Annotated in this window: 11 protein-coding genes and 1 pseudogene; 8 read left to right on the top strand and 4 right to left on the bottom strand. The window is 66.3% G+C overall.

Going from position 1 to position 17,068, the window contains the following annotated elements:
• The first annotated feature begins 501 nt into the window (after positions 1-501).
• The 8 genes and pseudogenes from mycP to AZE13_RS31000 all read left to right on the top strand — a co-directional run bounded on the left by mycP (position 502) and on the right by AZE13_RS31000 (position 12,161).
• Positions 502-1,734: a type VII secretion-associated serine protease mycosin gene (gene mycP, locus AZE13_RS34730; RefSeq protein ID WP_258528102.1), complete on the top strand. Its 1,233-nt coding sequence runs from the start codon at positions 502-504 to the stop codon at positions 1,732-1,734.
• 10 nt (positions 1,735-1,744) lie between these two features.
• Positions 1,745-5,740, top strand: a complete 3,996-nt coding sequence (eccCa, locus tag AZE13_RS31020) for a type VII secretion protein EccCa (RefSeq protein ID WP_066939502.1) — start codon at positions 1,745-1,747, stop codon at positions 5,738-5,740.
• Positions 5,741-7,187: 1,447 nt separating this feature from the next.
• Positions 7,188-7,352 (top strand): hypothetical protein, encoded by a 165-nt coding sequence (locus tag AZE13_RS37255; protein WP_181690504.1) that lies wholly within the window; start codon positions 7,188-7,190, stop codon positions 7,350-7,352.
• Positions 7,353-7,652: 300 nt separating this feature from the next.
• A pseudogene (locus tag AZE13_RS34725) lies at positions 7,653-7,880 on the top strand (DNA cytosine methyltransferase); the annotation flags it as partial.
• A 184-nt stretch (positions 7,881-8,064) separates the two neighbouring features.
• The gene (locus AZE13_RS31015) at positions 8,065-8,829 is read left to right on the top strand and encodes a DnaB-like helicase N-terminal domain-containing protein (protein WP_258528101.1); all 765 of its coding nucleotides are present in this window, start codon (positions 8,065-8,067) and stop codon (positions 8,827-8,829) included.
• A 219-nt stretch (positions 8,830-9,048) separates the two neighbouring features.
• Complete coding sequence (locus AZE13_RS31010; RefSeq protein WP_066939500.1) at positions 9,049-10,479, top strand: DUF317 domain-containing protein; 1,431 nt, start codon at positions 9,049-9,051, stop codon at positions 10,477-10,479.
• A gap of 431 nt (positions 10,480-10,910) precedes the next feature.
• Positions 10,911-11,147, top strand: coding sequence for a DUF397 domain-containing protein (locus AZE13_RS31005; protein ID WP_066939497.1), 237 nt, complete (start codon positions 10,911-10,913; stop codon positions 11,145-11,147).
• Between the two features lie 99 nt (positions 11,148-11,246).
• A complete protein-coding gene (locus AZE13_RS31000; protein WP_066939494.1) occupies positions 11,247-12,161 on the top strand; it encodes a helix-turn-helix domain-containing protein in 915 nt (304 codons plus the stop codon).
• A gap of 30 nt (positions 12,162-12,191) precedes the next feature.
• On the opposite strand, the gene AZE13_RS30995 is transcribed toward AZE13_RS31000, so the two are convergent.
• From AZE13_RS30995 to AZE13_RS30980, 4 genes are all read right to left on the bottom strand, one after another.
• The gene (locus AZE13_RS30995) at positions 12,192-13,013 is read right to left on the bottom strand and encodes an SAM-dependent methyltransferase (RefSeq protein ID WP_066939492.1); all 822 of its coding nucleotides are present in this window, start codon (positions 13,011-13,013) and stop codon (positions 12,192-12,194) included.
• A gap of 654 nt (positions 13,014-13,667) precedes the next feature.
• Positions 13,668-14,696: a helix-turn-helix domain-containing protein gene (locus tag AZE13_RS30985; protein WP_147264769.1), complete on the bottom strand. Its 1,029-nt coding sequence runs from the start codon at positions 14,694-14,696 to the stop codon at positions 13,668-13,670.
• Between the two features lie 101 nt (positions 14,697-14,797).
• Positions 14,798-15,094 carry a hypothetical protein gene (locus AZE13_RS36510; RefSeq protein ID WP_147264768.1) on the bottom strand — a complete coding sequence of 99 codons (297 nt, stop codon included), beginning with the start codon at positions 15,092-15,094 and terminating at the stop codon, positions 14,798-14,800.
• Between the two features lie 1,095 nt (positions 15,095-16,189).
• Positions 16,190-16,513 carry a hypothetical protein gene (locus tag AZE13_RS30980; RefSeq protein ID WP_147264767.1) on the bottom strand — a complete coding sequence of 108 codons (324 nt, stop codon included), beginning with the start codon at positions 16,511-16,513 and terminating at the stop codon, positions 16,190-16,192.
• Between the last annotated feature and the right edge of the window lie 555 nt (positions 16,514-17,068).

The following is a 17,068-nucleotide window of genomic DNA, read 5'->3' as shown; positions in this document are numbered from 1 at the left end:
CGTCGGAGCGGGAAAACCCGCCATCCCGGGTGCTCCCGGCCAGCCGGGCCAAGCGGGGAGGCCGCCAATTGGCGGCACCACCGGTTCGGGCACGTCCGGCAAGGACAGCGTGCGTGGCCGTCAAGGAGGGTTGGCACGACGTCCAGGCGGTATCGTCGGCGAGCCGAGCAGGCCCGGAGTGCCAGGCCGGGGCACGCAGGGCGGCTCGGGTTTGCATCGCAGCCGTGGCGGCGCCCTGAACAGCGGTCCTGAAAGCTCGTCTCGTGCGCGCGGACCCATGGGCGTACCGCCTGGTGGACGGTCCCCCCGTGAGGACAAGGAACAGCGACGGTCTTCACGTCCTGACTATTTGGTCGAGGACGAGGAGACATGGGCTTCGCAGCGCGACGTAGTGCCAGGAGTTATTGGCATGGCTGCCTCCGAGGAGGCTGTCGATGCCGTCGCCCCCGAGCAGCGAAGCCACGAGGTGGGACCGGATAGCTCGGAAGGAAGCGGCAAGGCGTGACGATCAAGCAATGGATGAGAACGGCGGGTGGGGCGACGCTGCTCTGCGTGGTCAGTCTCGCGTATGGAGCACCCCCAGCAGCCGCAGACTCCATTCGCGATCGCCAGTGGGCCTTGTCATCATTCGATGCGGCTTCAATTGAAGAGGTATCCACAGGTCGGGGGGTGACCGTCGCCGTCGTCGATACAGGCGTCGACGGGACCCATCCCGACCTCGTGGGCAACGTGCTGCCGGGTAAGAATTTCCTTAAAGGCCAGGGGCGCGCGGACCGTGAGTCCGAGAGCGCTCATGGCACCGGGATGGCTTCTCTGATCGCAGGCCATGGCCATGGTCCAGGTGGTGATGCAGGCATCAAGGGGCTGGCCCCCGCAGCAAAGATCCTGCCCCTCCGCGTCACCACAGACGACGACCTCGGAGTCGGAGCAGGTGGCCAGGATGCACCGGTGTCGCAAGCGATTCGCTATGCCGTTGACCATGGTGCGTCAGTCATCAACTTGTCCCTGGGCAAGAACTTTCAGACCCCGGGTATGGACGACGCCGTTCGGTACGCGCGAGAGAAGGACGCGGTCATCGTGGCCGCGGCCGGGAACGACGGATCTGCAAGGTCCAACTATCCGGCAAGCTATCCGGGTGTGGTCTCGGTGGGCGCTGTCGATTCCTCAGGAAAGGTCTGGGAACAGTCCAACTTTGGGTCGAACAACCTGCTCGCAGCACCCGGTGTGGACACGTACAACGCAGGACTGGACCACCAGTACCAGGTAGGCTCGGGTACATCCAATGCCGCTGCCTACGTATCAGCCGCTGCGGTTCTCCTCCGCTCGAAGTTCCCGAACCTTACTGCCGGCCAAATCGCCAATCGCCTGGCGAAGACAGCCAAGCTGCCGGAGTCAATGAAGGGAGCGAGGCTTCCCGACAAGCACTACGGCTACGGCTTCATCCGCCCCTACAGTGCCCTGACCGAGGACATCCCCGCCGGCCCGAAGAACGGACCGCTACCTGCCCCAACAACTTCCTCGTCGGCAGCGGATCCTTCCCCTGCCGACTCGGCGGCTCCCGATGCGACCTCCAGCAAGGGTCGGTGGGCGTACGTCGCGTGGGGTGCCGTCGGTGCGGCAGTTCTGGGGCTCCTTGCGGTAGTGGCAGTGATCGTCGTCAAGCGCCGTCGTCCCATCGCGCCGCCGCCGTCTCCGTATGGCCAGCAGCCGCCCGGCCCTGACTTCAGGCAGTAGCCGTCTCCCATTGGCAACTATCACCGTCAAGCGCCCTCCGCGTGCTGCGCTCCCGGACTATCCCAAGGGCGAGCTGCATCTGAAGACGCCGCCCGTACTGCCTGAGCGTCAGGGTGAGTCCGTTGTACTGATGCTGCTGCCGGTGATGACCATGGGAAGCAGCGCGGCGTACTTCTTCCTGCCCGGTTCGCCACCGTTCATGAAGATCATGGGCTTCATCATGCTCGTCTCGGCCGCGGCCATGGGGGTGGGGCAGGTCGTCCGTGCTCGGCGCGGCTCATCGTCCGGGGTGCGTGCGGCGCGTCACGAGTACCTGAAGTACCTGGCCCGTACTCGGGAGGAGGTTCGCAAGACGGCACGTGCTCAGCGTCTGGCTGAGTGTCGTACGTTCCCCGAGCCGGGACAGCTGTGGGCGGTGATCGCCGAGCGCACGCGGCTGTGGGAGCGGCGGCCCGGGAACGACGACTTTGGCCAGGTGCGTGTGGGGCTGGGGCCACAGATCCTCGCTACCCGGCTCATCGTGCCTCAGGCCGGCCCCGCAGAGGAGTGGGAGCCCCTGTCTGCTCACGCCCTGCGACGCTTTGTGGAAGCGTACGAGCATCTCGAAGGACTGCCCTTGGCGCTGTCCCTGCGAGCGTTTCCGCGACTGACGATCCGGGGCGACGCCGAGACCGTCCAGGGCACGGCTCGGGCCTTGGTCTGCCAGCTGGCGACGCTGCACTCCCCGGACGACCTGTGGATCGCGATAGTGGCAGCTCCTGGTACGGCCTCGGAGTGGGACTGGATCAAGTGGCTGCCACACGCGCGCTCTGCCCAATCTGGAGATGCTGGCAGCAGAGGTCGGCCGCGGCTGCTGATCTATTCCTCACTCGATGCCCTCGAAGACGGGCTCGCCGCGGAACTCTGCGCGCGCCCCACCTGGGAGCAGGGCGCGCGGCCTCTGCTCGACCATCCGCACATAGTGATCCTTCTGGATCTTGGTCCCACCTCGACGTTCTCCTGGCCATTCGACCGGATCGAATTTCTGGGTGTAACGGTCGTTGAGCTGGCGCCGGCCGTCGGCTCCGAACGCCATCGCCGTACGCGCGAAGGAGACTGGCTCCCGGGCTGGGACCGCCCACCGGGTTTGGTTGTCGAACCGAACGCCCTCAGCTTGGTTTCCAGCGCCGGCTCCGTCTACACCGGTGTTCCGGATGTCTTGAGCCTCGTCGAAGCCACAGCAGTCGCACGTGCCCTTTCACCGCTACGGATCAGCGATGACGAGGACGAAGATCCGCTGCTGGGAAGTGTCGGATTCACCGATCTCATGGGCATCGACGATCCCGCGGCCTTCGACCCTCGTCCTGCGGCGCATCCGGCCCCGCTGGAGCGACTTCGGGTCCCTCTTGGCGTCGATGCCGAGGGGAAACCTGTCGTTCTCGACCTCAAGGAGGCTTCCCAAGGAGGGATGGGGCCCCACGGCCTGTGCGTCGGCGCCACCGGATCGGGCAAGTCCGAGCTGCTGCGCACCCTGGTCCTAGGCCTGGCCGCCACCCACAGCTCCGAGACGCTGAATTTCCTCCTCGTCGACTTCAAGGGTGGCGCCACATTCACCGGCCTGGCCGATCTGCCGCACGTCGCAGCCTTCATCAGCAACCTCGTCGAGGATCTCGCCCTCGTCGACCGGATGGAGGATGCTCTCGCTGGCGAACTTCGACGTCGTCAGGAATTGCTGCACTCCAGCGGCAACTTCGCCAACATCGGTGCCTACGAGAGAGCGCGGGCGGCAGGGGCACCCTTGCAGCCGTTACCCACCCTGCTGATCATCCTGGATGAATTCAGTGAGCTGCTGACGGCCAGGCCGGAATTCATCGACATGTTTCTACAGATCGGACGCATCGGTCGCTCGCTCGGCGTGCATCTGCTGCTTTCCTCACAGCGGGTGGACGAAGGCCGCCTGCGAGGCTTGGACACCTATCTCTCCTACCGACTGGTGATGCGGACCTTCTCCGCCGACGAGTCCCGTATCGCTCTCGGTGTCACGGACGCGTACCGCTTGCCCAACGTCCCAGGGGCCGGCCTCCTGAGCCACGGCACAGAAGGTCTGACGCAATTCAAGGCCGCATACGTCTCCGGCCCGTACCACCCCCGGCGCATCATGGCTTCCCGACGCGGTGGGGAAGATCTTGCCCCGATGCTGTTCACCGCCGAGTCCGTCCTGGAACCTCCAGAGCCACCTCTCCACGGCCAGGACGAGAACTCGGAAGACACTGACGGAGCCGACCGGTCTGTACTGGACATCCTGGTGGACCGCCTCCAGGACCACGGGCCGGCAGCACAGCAGCTCTGGCTGCCCCCACTGGCGGAGTCCCCCGCCCTCGGAGACCTGCTTCGTCCGCTCACAGCCACGGCCGAACGAGGCCTGCAGCCCGCCGAATGGCGGGAGATGTCCCTCGTCGTCCCGCTCGGTATCGCCGACCTGCCCTTCGAACAGCGCCGCGAAGTTCTCCAGTGTGACCTCTCCGGGCCACAGGGCCATGTCGCGGTCATCGGCGGACCGCGCTCAGGAAAGTCCACCCTGCTCCGCACCCTCGTCACGTCCTTCGCTGTGACACACACGCCCCGAGAAGTGCAGTTCTACTGCCTGGACTTCGGAGGCGGCAGCCTGTCGTCCTTCGTTGGCCTCCCGCACGTCGGGGGTGTCGCCTCGAGACTCGATGCGGCCAAGGCGCGCAGGACCGTCGCCGAGGTACGACAGATCCTCAACGAGCGGGAAGAGTTCTTCCAGGCCCACCACATCGACTCCATCCGGACCTACCGCGGACGCCGCGCCGTAGGGCATTACCCCGATCACCTCTTCGGCGATGTCTTCCTGGTGATCGACGGCTGGGGAGCCTTCAAACGCGAGCACGAACAGCTGATCCCCGACATCGAGGCTGTGGCCGTCCGCGGGCTCGCCTTCGGTATCCACCTCGTGCTTGCCGCCGGCCGGTACAACGAGATCCGCCCCGCCCTCAAGGATCAGCTCGGCACCCGGCTAGAACTTCGGATGGCCAATCCGCTGGACTCCGAACACGATCGCAAACGCGCCCGTAACGTGCCCACGGACCGACCGGGACACGGCCTCGCGCACGGCGGACTGCACTACGTGACCGCCCTCCCACATGCCTCATCTCTCCACACCACGCAGGACCACACCGATGCCATCGCGGGCTCCACTGAGCTGACCGCGGCCATCGCGTCCCACTGGCACGGCCCCGTCTGCCCACCCGTACGTATGCTCCCCGACCGCCTGCACACCGACGTCCTCCCCAAGGCCAGCGAGACACCCGACCTGGGCTTCGCCGTGGGGCTCGACGAAACGGCGCTGGCGCCGACCTACGTCAACTTCGACACCGACCCGCTCCTGCTCATCTACGGCGAAAGCGAATCCGGGAAGACCGCTCTCCTTCGCCTACTCACCCAGCGTCTCGCCGAACGGCATCAGCCCCATGAAGCCCTGGCCATCGTCGGCGACTACCGACGCGGACTGCACGGCCATCTCCCGGAGGACCATGTACTGCACTACGCCCCCGCCTCCGCATCACTAGGAGATGGCCTGAACCGCCTCGCCTCGATTCTCCAAGCTCGGCTGCCCACAGAGGACGTCACCACTGAGCAGATGCGCGCCCGCAGCTGGTGGCACGGCCCTGAGATCTTCATCGTCATCGACGACTACGACCTCGTCGCCCTCCCTTCCGGCAACCCCCTCGAACCACTAGCCGAATACTTTCCCTACGCCCGGGACATCGGCCTCCGCGTCATCGTCGCCCGCAATACCGCCGGCGCGGCTCGCACCTCCTTCGACCCGGTTACCCGGCGTCTCAAGGAGCTGGGAGCCACGGGCGTCGTCCTCTCGGGAGATCCCGACGAAGGACCACTCGTAGGCAACAACAAGGCGGAGCCCATGCCACCCGGTCGGGCCAAGCTGATCACTCCTCGGCAGCGGCCCCGCGTCATCCAAATAGGCTGGTCTGCTCCCCAGTGAGTCAGCAGGGGCAGCCCGGCTGTCTGCCCCTCTCGGGAATGCCGAGTTGGCCAAGTTCTGGGGCAGAGTTCAGAGATGTATCGGCCGTCCGGCGCGTCTTCTGAGAAAGAGCCGCGTGAGGCGTTGATTGCTGCTCTCGCCTGGTGGTGATGCAAGGCTGCTCTTCTGCATGCTATTCGGCGTGTCCGGTTGTGCAGGTCTGGGGCTTTCGGCACGGTGACGCCGTGCGCGCTCCACATCGGCTTACCACTATGACAATCCTGCTGATGGCAATGACCGGCTGCTTCTCCGTTAATTCCGGTGGATCTCCTCTGACGGCACCCGTTCGCCCATCCTCCAAGCAAACCTCTGCACCAGGCCACCATCTGACGGAGCCGGAACAACAGCCCCGCGAGCAGCTAGTGACCACATCCCCCAAAGCACCCACACCTTACGAGGGTGAGATGCCGGTAAACAGACACAAGCAGCTTCCTGATCACACACGTCTTCCGACGGCTCACCGGCACCCGTCACGAATTCCTGCATCACCTCCGCAGCATGCGCACCCGCCGTCGGCCCATCAGAAGCCTCACGGGGCCCGCCATGACCACCGAGCCAGCGCCATTCCTCGACGGCATGGGAGGGGCGAGCATCCACACGCGACGGCGAATCCTCGGTTCATGTGCCGCATGGCATCTGGCAGGGTCCCTTCGGACCTGCTCCAGCTTTGTCGCGGAATGTTCGGGGGCTGAAGTCCTCACCGGACAGAACTTCCGGACAGGAGGTAGGCGGCCAGTTGGGTGATCGCAGAAAGGAGACGATTCCCTCGTGGCCGACGGCGCGTTGACCAGGTGTGAAGCTCATGAAACTTAGTTCGCTGTTCAATCGGGTCATTTCGCTACTGGCGATTTCAGTGTCGGTTCCCATTGCAGCCGCACCCCCAGCTGCAGCCGACACGAGTGCATGCACGCACGACTTCTCGGGCCCCCAGGTATGTATCCGACTGAACGGTCGCAATCACATGAACTCTGTGACGGCGATCTGGACCAATCCTTCACGGGGGACAGGACGCAGGAGGGTCAGCCTCTTCATGAATGGGCGGCATTTCCGCACAGCGCAGGCGCACCGGGTTGGGAATACACTCAGCCACACCTGGAGCACCTTCGACACCGGCACCGACACTAAACTGTGCGTCAAGTTCGCCCGCATTACCCAGACGGCCTGCGAGACGACTCGGTACATCGGCGACCGTACACAGTTCTGAAAGTTCCTCGCGCGTCACTAGAGGTAGCGCTTGGCCTTCCTGGCCTTCTTTCCGCCGTGGGCGGGGGGGCGGTGGGGTAGCGTGGTCGCCTTCGCAGACGTACCAGGCGGCGTCGGGGTCGGTGGCGGTGCGGGCCTCAGCGGCGGCCACGCCACGGGAGAAGGTGCGCACGGGTGTGGCGTCGAGGCCCACTGAGCCGTCCCAGTGCTGTTCGATGACCTGCCTGGCGGGGGCCAGGGAAATGCGCTGGCGGGCGACGGCCAGCTGGAAGAAGTCCGCCGCAAGGCCCGCCATGTTCTGTACCGCATCCCTGCCCCATCGCCCTCACCGCAAGCCGCGGGCGGCCTGTTCGACGCAGCAGAGGCGTGAACGCAGTCAGTGTCTCTGCCACCTCCGGCTGACATGGGCCCGCCCGGCCCGTCTGGAACTCGCCGACATCCGGACCTTGGCACCTGGCCTGGCCCGCCGATGGACTCCACACGAGTCGGCGTTATGGCGGTGTCGGCTTTGAGGAAGCTCTCGTATCCGGCGCCGGATGCGACGGCCGGGCGACCACGGATGTCTGTCCGGTAGCGGCGGGCGGCTTGCCATCGGCCGGTAGGAGACCGGTGGCGCGGGGCGTCCAGGACCGGCGTACGCGTCCCGTGCGTCCGTCTCCTGGTTGCCGAGCCCATCGGCGACGACATAGACGCGGCCACGGCGCCGGATCCGATCCGGATCACCACGCACGAGGCCGGCGTGCTGCAGACCTTCCCCGCCGACTACCCCTGGCAAGGCAACAAGGGCCAGGTCTTCAGCCAGGTCGGCAACGCGGTGCCACCCCGGCTCGCCGCTCACCTCCTCGCCCCCCACCTCGACAAGACCCTCACCCCCGACGACTTCACCCTGGCCGCCTAATGCCTCAACCCACCGACCCGTACGAGGACGACGACCTGGACGACCTGCCCCCGCCGCAACCCGTGCACTACGCCGAGCAGTCCCTGCTCGGCGCGATCCTCCTGGCCCCCATCGGCTCGCCGACATCGGCACGCTCGAGCCGGAACACTTCAGCAACCACGCCCACGGTGCCCTCTTCGCGGCCATGGGCACCATGCCGCCGCCCGACCCCGAGACCCACCGCACCGATGCGGCCTGGCTGACCGCCGTCCTTGAGGCCGCACGCCCCGAATCCCCCGGGCTGACCGCCTCCTACCTCCACACCCTCATCCAGGTCTGCCCCTGGCCGAAGCACACGCCGACGTACGCGCGGATGATCCGCGCCGACCATGCCCGCCGGATGCTGCGCATGCACGCCGAGCGCCTGGCCCAGACCGCGACCGACGCCACCCTTCCGAACCCGGCCGCCACCACTCTGGCCCAGGCCGACACGCTCGGACGGTTCCTGGAGGACCTCTCCGGGCAGTTCGCCCCGCACCCCGGCTCCCTCCCCCGCACCGCGGGGCCCAAGGCGCCACCGAGAGACAGCAGCGAGGAGGCCCTGGACGAGGAACGGCTGCTGCTCGCGACCGCCACCGCACACCCCGCAGAACTCAAGGACATGCGGTGGCTGCAGGCCGAGGACTTCGCGGTGCCCCTGCACGCCTCCCTGTGGCAGTGCCTGACCTCACTGGTCCACCGCGGCGACCCCGTCGATCCGGTCACCGCGCTGTGGGAGGCTCAGCACCGCGGCCTCCTCGCCGACGGCCTCACCCGCAGCGACCTGATGGCGCTCGTCTCCATGCCCGCTGGCTCCCCCGAGCACTGGGGCGAGAAGGTCCTGCGGCGAGCCCTGCTCGCCCGTGCCCACGCCGTCGCCACCCGGATCACCGCCTACACCGAGGACCCGGCCAACCCCCCCACCAGCTGATCACCGGCAGCCGCCGCGCTGGCCGAGCTCACCGCACTGCGTACCCGCTGGCAACGCACCACCGCCACCACTCCCCCACAGCGGCGCGAACGCCGCGCACCCCGGCAGTCACCCGGGCGGGACCGCCGTCGCGCACCACAGCGCCCGCAGCCCGAGCAGCAACCCGATGACCGACCCCGCTCCGGCCGGCAACAGGCCGGAGCGGTGAAACGAGAACACATGCCCCGCCCTGGCGCCGACACCTTCATCCGGCTCGGCAAGCACCACGACCACACCAGCGCCGTCACCGCCACCATCGTGGGCACCAGCATCCACGCCACCCGCGCCCTGCTCAGCCTCCACGGCTTCGAACCCGTAGGCCAGCAGACGATGGTCATGGTGCGCATCGACCGCGAAGAGCCTTACCACGCCTATGAAGCGGCGCATGCCTTGCGCGCCCAGGGCATCACCGTGGACATCGCCCCCGAGCTGCTCGACGACATCAACACCGAGTGGGCCTGGGCCAACTACCCCATGGACTGGCTGACCCGGGACGATATCCGCGAGGTCTCCAATGAGGCCCAGACGATCTACGACGACATCCGCCACGGCCGCCTGACCATCCATCTCCACGGCGAAAACCACCTGCGCGTCATCTCCGACATCTACGACAGTCCCACCCAGGCCATCGCCGATTTCGAACGCCTCTACGGCGACGCCGTACGCCCCGGTCCCGCACCAGCAACCGACACCGAACAGCAAGCCGCCCAGGCACGCCTCCCCACAACCACGGAAGAGCCCACCATCGCACCGACACTGTCGTCCGAGCCGACCACACCGAAGGCAGAAACCGTACCGGTCTACGCCGCCGACCCCGGCGACCACGAAGCCCTCCTCAACGACTTCCTCGCGCCCCAGGAGGGGTGGGAGAAGTACCGCATCTGGGACGACAACACCTCGATCGCCAACCACGAATCACTCACCCTGCGCGCCCTGTTCGACCACGAAGCCGAAGGCCGCGACATCAAGTGGACCCTCGCCGCCTACGAAACGTCGGTCAGCGACCTTCTCTGGCACGGCACAGCGACCGCATCAACTCCGGCCGAGATCGTCAGCACCCTGCTGAACTCCCTGGCCACCGAGAACGCGTGGGGCCACGGCCCGTCCACCAACATCACCGAGACCGCCATCGCCGAGGCGACCCGCCCGCTCGCCGACGCAGGCTGGAAGCACACCATCGACGGGCGCTACATCACGTGGGAAGCCCCCGGCGCCGAGACTGCCGGCGTGCAGTTCGACGCCTTCGCCGCCCAGCAGACCAACAGCCCCCTCCCCACGTGGACCGTCTGGGGCGGCTACGCCGTCCACCAGCCGAGCTGGGCACTCCGTCTGTCCGCACAGGCTCCGGCAGTCCTGCTGCAGGACATCACCTTCGAACTGGCCGAGGGGAACGGCCTGGGACGCGTAGGCCCGACGGCTCCTGACGGCCCAGCGCTCCGCACCACGCAAGCCCCGGCCCCGGCCCGGGTGGCAGCAGCACCAGCCGCCCTCTCTTCCCGGGCGAACACGCTGAGCCCCTCACCTGCGCCAAACGCCCACGGCTACCCCTCGCCGCACTTGATCAAGTCCTCAAGTGAGTGGGGACGTTCGGTGAGCGCCGGGCTCGGGTGAGCCGGGGCCGACCGCTCCTTCAGTGTCCGGGCCCCTCCGGCCTGTCAGGGGACCCACTCGTCCCCGCTCGCCAGCTCCACACCTGGGTTCCTGGGCAAGCGGTGCAGGCCGCGCAGCGGCGTCGCGTTCCCCGTTGACCTGGCCACCGAAGTCCGCCGACGCCCCTGATCCAGTGGCCGACGATCTGCGCTGGCACACGGCAGCACGACCGGGGTCGAGAACCGCTCCACGCCCAACAAAACAGTGGCCACTTCGGCACCCATTCATTAAATATGACTTTCAGTCGTGAACAGCACTCTTTCGAGGGGCTGCGTCCGAGAGCCGACCTTCGCTAGCGTTTGCATATGGGCCGCCATGCAATCCCATATGGGAATTGCGCCGGGCGGCGGAGGACTGAAGTGGCGACGGATCCAGGAAGGGAGAATGCGCTCATGCGACTCAGGAACGGTGTTCCTGCTCGTGAGATCTCCGGTGTGACGTGGCAGAAGGCCAGCGCGAGTATCGGGGATGGTAACTGCGTCGAAGTTGCAGGGCTCTCTGGCGGGGAGGTGGCGATCCGCAACTCTCGGTTCCCAGGCGGGCCGGCACTCGTCTTCACCTCTGCGGAGTTGGCGGCCTTCATCACAGGAGCCAAGAGTTCGGAATTCGACCACCTGACGGACGAATGACCGTAACGGAATGCTAATGTTCAGGCCATAACTTGCGGCGATGGGCATATGACCGACACTCTTGGGGCGTCCTCTGCCTCTTGCCGTTCCGGAGTTCATATGCCCGTCGCCCAGCCTTTGGAGCCGCAAGGCGACCCGTCTGTCCTTCGCATGGCGTCGCCGGACAGCAACACGGCTGCGGGCGAAATGCTGGGCGAGGAGCTCCGCCGCCACCGGGAACTGTGCGGTCTGACTCTGAAGGATGTTGCGCCCGTTATCCGAGGCTCGACATCGAAGGTGAGTCGGCTGGAACGCGGAGAAAGCCCGCCCAAGCCCAGGGATGTCTACGACCTCGCCCGACACTACGGACTGTCCGATGCGCAGATGCGGGTGGTGGAGCAGCTCCTCGCGCAGACGAACAACCAGGAATGGTATGAGCAGTTCGCAGATGTCACCCCCGACTACCTCCGCCGTCTCATTCGGTTGGAGGGGCGAGCCGACTGGATCACGATCTTCGAGAACCAGGTGGTCCCAGGACTGCTGCAGACCCGCGCATACGCCCAGGCGATGGTGCGGCTGGTGCGGCCTGACGCTCCCGAAGACGAGGTCATGCGCATTGTCATGCTGCGCCTTCGCAGACAGTTCATCCTGGAACAAGGGCGGCGGCTTACGCTTCTGCTGGACGAGACCGTACTCGATCGGTGTCGCGGCGGCGCGGATGTCATGCGTGAGCAGATGGAGCACCTGGTCAAGGCGGCCACATCCCAGAAGGTCAACATCCGTCTCTTGAGCAAGGACTGCGTACTTCCCCCCTACCCTTTCACCCTGCTCAAATTCCCTACAGGTGGACCGTCCGAGCTGGCGTATGTGGAGCATGTCAGCAGCGCCACATACGCCACGCACAGGAAGGCACTTGACGGGTATCACAAATGGCTGACCCTCATGTGCGCCGCGGCAGACAGCATGGAGTCCAGCCTGACCAGGCTGCAGGCAGCCGCAGAGCGGTACGCGCAGCAAACCACGCTTGACGGCTGAGCGCCGCATGCACTGCTCTACGGCACACCTTCATGAGACGCGGGCTACACCTCCCCACTCCACGCAGTCCTTGGGTCGAAGATTCAACGGCGGTGGCGGGGTGTCCGGTCGCCAGTCGACAACGTCCACCAGGCCCGGGGGCTCGACCTCCATCCCCTCGAAGTATCGGCGTACTTCGTGACTCTGGCGGACCCTTCCCCAGCTGTTGTTGGTCACCTCGGCCATCAACGCCGTGACCTTCTCCCGCACGACAGCGTCGTCACTGACGAGTTGGCAGGCGACCACGTAGCTGCCGGCCGGGAGGCTGGTAGCAACCCGCTTGACCAGCGCCGCCGGGTCGCGATCGTCGCCCGTGTCGCGGAGGCAGTCCAGAACGGAGACGAAGAGCGCTGCGATCGGCTGCGTCCAGTCGAAGAAGTCGGCTGTGGCTTCCAGGATCTCCGCCGTATCCCGCACGTCCCGATCGACGACCATGACATTGCTGTTGTCCCGCATGGTCGTCCGAGCGTGGGCGACGACCATGGGGTCGTTGTCGATGTAGGCGACCTTCGCGTTCGGGTCCACTCGCTGCGCGACCTCGTGGACGTTGTCCCGAGTGGGCAGGCCTGAGCCGTGGTCGAGGAACTGGGCCACCCCGAATCCTTCGGCAAGGATGCGCACTACGCGCCTGAGAAAGGCGCGATTCGCGCGGGCCAGCTGCTGGCTTGTAGGGGCGATTTCCAGCAGTTTGACGCATGCATCGCGGTCGGGCTGAAAGTTCTCAGAACCCCCTAACAGGCAGTCGTACATGCGAGCGACACTGGGGGTGTTCATGTCGATAGAGCGAGATTGGGATTTCTCCCCGTGGGCCATGCGCGCTCCTTGGGCCTTGGATAAAGGCCAGAGGTCCCGGTGGAAGGGCTCATGGTAGGGGGGTATGGCACACACGCCAATCGCTCAATCGAGCGGCAGGTAAGTGGAGTTGGCGCTGTTGTGTGGTGAAGAATCAGGCGTGTGTGTGCCATGCTGCGGCTGATCGCCCGGGCGGAGTGGACACTCAGTGGGATACGCACGAAGGGATGGCTCGGAGGCTCCGTTCGGCCGTCCTCAGCAGCGCCCGCACGGTGTAGTCGTCTATGCCCATGAGAACTGCTACCTGGGCCACGGGCAGGCCCAACCTGTCGTGCAGGAGGACCACATCCGCCTGCGGATCCTCCAGGAGGCAGTGAATGCGCCAGGTCTGGCCCGGTCGGCAGCAGGCTCGGGCGGCCGCCTCATGACGTAACAAGCACCAGGCTCGCGCCGCAGGGCAGTCGCTGCGCAGGGTTGCTGGCCACACGGTGGACAGTGTCTCGAAGACGGCGTCCACGCACTGCTTGGCGCGATGCCAGTCCTCGGTCCTCACGGAGGCATAGCGCAGGTATACGTCGTGATGAAGTTGGCGGAATGCCGTGTACGCCAGGCGGAAACCTGTCGGCCGGCAGTGCGCTGTCATTGCGGCAAGCTGAGGGCGATGACGAGACGTGGTCATGACGCCCCGGGCCCTTCGTGCCCCACGTCGCCAGAGTCCTGGCACGCTGCCCACAGTCCGCGGAAGTCGTCGCGGTCCGCCCCCAACTGGTCGAGGGTGCCGGCGAGCAGCGCCCAGGACGGGACCACTCGCCCGGCGAAGATGAGGGCAAGCTCCTCTGGTCCGGCATCGACCTGAGCACTCAGCATCGGAATCTCCGGGCCGCCGGCGGCCAGATGAGCCCCTCGCAAAGCAGCCGCGAGTGCACTGGGGCCCTGCGAAGCGGCGGTAGGCGCCGGCCGGCCCCAGGCACGCTCCCACAGCAGCCGCAGGTCGGCGGGGTCGCCTTTCAGGAGGTCGGCCAGCATATAGATCACCGGCCACGGCGGCACATGCGTTCCTTGCAGCACCAGGCTCACGACCGCCGGCGGCAGACCAGCCTGCTCAGCGACGGATGCCTCACTACGGCCACAGCGCAGATGCAGCGCCCCCAGCGCCTTCGCAAGCGCCTCGGCGGCACGGCGGTTCCTCGCGACGGCCGGTAGCAACGCCATGTCGAAGACCGGGGCGGCGGCCTCACCCGTCCCGTCGTACCGATCCCGCGACCGTAACTGGGCACTGCGCGACGCAAGGAGCGCAGCAGTCTTGACTCCGCCCCATCGCGCCCGTGCGACCGCCTCGCTCATCCTTGCCGCCGCGGCGACCTCCGACCAGCTGGCGCCTTCGGCGCGGGCCTCGTCAACAGCGGCGGCCGCCAGGCACACGGCGTCCTCCCCCACCTGTACCGCCAGCTTCAATAGCGCGGCGAGCGGAACGGAGGCACCTTCACAAGCCAGCACCTCTTGTGCCCGCACGGCAAGGTCGCAAGCGATCGATCGGCGGACCGTGCGGTCAACCCTGGCTGCCCGGCGCTCACGGTCCCGTTTCCGCTGTGCCCGGCGCCGACAGATCGGATCGCAGTAGTCTCGTCGGCGCCCACCACGGCTGTCGTGCATGATCAGTCTTCCGCAATACGCGCAGCCTGTCGGATGCGGCGGCTCGAACATCAAAATCCCTTCGCCGGCCCCGTGCGGCGGCTTCACCGCACGGGGCTGTGACAGTGGCTCCACGCGGGCCTTACCGCGAGGCAGTACCCGCCCTCAGGCGATCAGGCCGTCCGTACACGTACGTACCGCACGCCGCTGCGGCGGCACGAGGCCAGCAGCAGGGCGATGACACGCGCGCCAAGCGGCCAGATTGCCGGAACCCCCACGATGAAGGGCCAGAGGTCGGGGAGAGCCACCACGATCAGCACGACGACGAACACCACCACCAGAAGGCTGGAACAGAGGTGAACCTCCCACCGATCAAAGGAACGGGTTTCGCCGCGTTCCGGAGAAGGGATAATCCCCTTACGAGAGGCCGGGGGCTCCATCGCCGAACCCCGGCTCTTGTTGATGGTCATCAACGAAGACCTTTCACGGTTATTGACGGCCTATCAGGTGGCCTCGGGTGGCACCCCGAGGCCACCACACACAGCTGGCCATCACTCGACTGCGTGCAGTGACTGAACTTTATCGTCATATCGAGCCACCTTCGCAGTCCTTTCCCCTTGCCCCCGTCGGCCGTCCCGCCATGGGAACCCATCTCACATGCAACGCGATACGTAATAACCGATGTGGCATTTCACGCACCTGCCCGTGACCCGTTCAGTACCGATCCGAGGCGCTAATTCGATCACTCTCATTCATGAAAGGATCGCCACGTGATCGTTATTGATAGATCAGCAGGTCAATGATTGTGCACACCTCACTCAACTGCACCCCCGAAGCGGAAGCATGGCATCCGTACCGAAGGCGCGTGCATATGAGAATTGGGGCAAATCGCAAAAGTGAATCTCGGAGTGGAGGGGCTTCGAACTCTCACTCACCGCCACGGAAATGCTGGGGCGCACGGCAGCGGAGGCGTCGCCGGCCAGGCGATCTCATCTGCGGACAGCGTTTGCCTGCAAAGCGGAGCAATGCCTTCCTGTTGGGAGCACGCGAAACATAAAAGGTGATTCACGTATCATTTCAAATATTTGACCGATCGCGGCATGACCGGCCCAGGCATCGGCATCAACCGCCTCCTGCCCCCATCATCCACGTCCAGGCCGACACCCTCGCCCGCTACTTCGATGGCCTCCCGGGCCATTTCACCGCTGCGCTGACGCTCCGCCCCGCCCCTGCCTCCCGCGCCACCAAGGGTGTTCAGCGCGTGCCGCAGGCCCGCCACCGGGGCAAACCGCCACCTCGCACCACGGCTCCGGCCACCGTCCGGCTCACCACAGACATGCCCGGAGACGGTAGCGACCACGCAGTACCAGCAGTGCTGTTGACGACGACCATCACCCACCGTTGCCCGCATTGCGGGCTTCAGCCGCCCCCGCCGTGACCACTCACCGCCCCATCCACACCCACCACGGATTGCCCAGGAAGCGGGTAGTCACCCCGCAGCCGCGCCACATGCCCACCTACGATCGGGGTCAGCACAGCCAGGGCGCCGGCTACGTGTTGGTGCCTCACCAGGGGCGTTCAGGACAGCCCTTCCCGGCCGGGACGGTCGCGGTCTTCCGCCAGTTGGTATCCCTCCGAGAGGCGAAGAGGACCAGTCGGTCGCCGGCGTCGATGACGCGGATGAGCTGTTGGTATCCCGCCGAGGGACGATGAAGACGGGGTGAGCGCGCCAGGCGCGCGACAGCGGCGATCAGGTTGGCGCCACCCCTCCCAGGGGCGATGAGGGCTGCGGCCGCGCTCGTCGATTCGGACGTGGTGGTGCTGTTGGTACCCCTCCCAGGGGTGATGAGGACCAGCCGCTGGGAACCCCAGGCGGTCGTGAAGTCCATTTTGGTACCCCTCCCAGGGGTGATGAGGACCCGCGGCCTGGTGCCCACATTGGGCAACCTCATCGCGTTGGTACCGCTCCCAGGGGTGACGAGGACACCCGTCCTACGTCATCGCCGTGACGCCGGAGCTGACGTTGGTACCCCTCCCAGGTGTAATGAGGACGCCGTCACCGAGCGGCTCCATCTGCACGGCGTGGAAGTTGGTACCCCTCCCAGGGCTGATGAGGACCGGCCGTCCAGCCGAGTTCGGCAACGTGCCCTTCCGGTTGGTACCCCTCCCCGGGGCGATATCGACCGGGCCCTCCCGGGAGGCGTTCGTCCACCTCCTCCAGTTGGTACCCCTCCCCGGGGCGATGAGGACGAGGCCGCTGCCCGACGCACCCGCACATCTGGATCGGGTTGGTACCCCTCACAGGGGTGATGAGGACACAAGCAGAAGTTCGGCTTCCAGAGCCTGAACATCTTGTTGGTACCCCTCCCAGGGACGATGAGGACCTACAGGTCATCGACTCCACCGTTCCTGACTCCGGGTTGGTACCCCTCCCGGGGGCGATG

The sequence above is a fragment of the Streptomyces sp. NBRC 110611 genome, from assembly GCF_001590865.1.
Lineage (GTDB): Bacteria > Actinomycetota > Actinomycetes > Streptomycetales > Streptomycetaceae > Streptomyces.
The sequence above is the reverse complement of the archived record's forward strand: the minus strand, read 5'-3'. Positions and strand labels throughout refer to the sequence as shown.

Excerpts from the sequence above, each read along its gene's own strand:
- AZE13_RS31015 (WP_258528101.1), top strand. The coding sequence starts at position 8,065 with ATGGGCACCATGCCGCCGCCCGACCCCGAGACCCACCGCACCGATGCG.
- AZE13_RS31010 (WP_066939500.1), top strand. The coding sequence starts at position 9,049 with ATGCCCCGCCCTGGCGCCGACACCTTCATCCGGCTCGGCAAGCACCAC.
- AZE13_RS31005 (WP_066939497.1), top strand. The coding sequence starts at position 10,911 with ATGCGACTCAGGAACGGTGTTCCTGCTCGTGAGATCTCCGGTGTGACG.
- AZE13_RS31000 (WP_066939494.1), top strand. The coding sequence starts at position 11,247 with ATGCCCGTCGCCCAGCCTTTGGAGCCGCAAGGCGACCCGTCTGTCCTT.
- AZE13_RS30995 (WP_066939492.1), bottom strand. The coding sequence starts at position 13,013 with ATGGCCCACGGGGAGAAATCCCAATCTCGCTCTATCGACATGAACACC.
- AZE13_RS30985 (WP_147264769.1), bottom strand. The coding sequence starts at position 14,696 with ATGTTCGAGCCGCCGCATCCGACAGGCTGCGCGTATTGCGGAAGACTG.
- AZE13_RS36510 (WP_147264768.1), bottom strand. The coding sequence starts at position 15,094 with ATGACCATCAACAAGAGCCGGGGTTCGGCGATGGAGCCCCCGGCCTCT.
- AZE13_RS30980 (WP_147264767.1), bottom strand. The coding sequence starts at position 16,513 with ATGGACTTCACGACCGCCTGGGGTTCCCAGCGGCTGGTCCTCATCACC.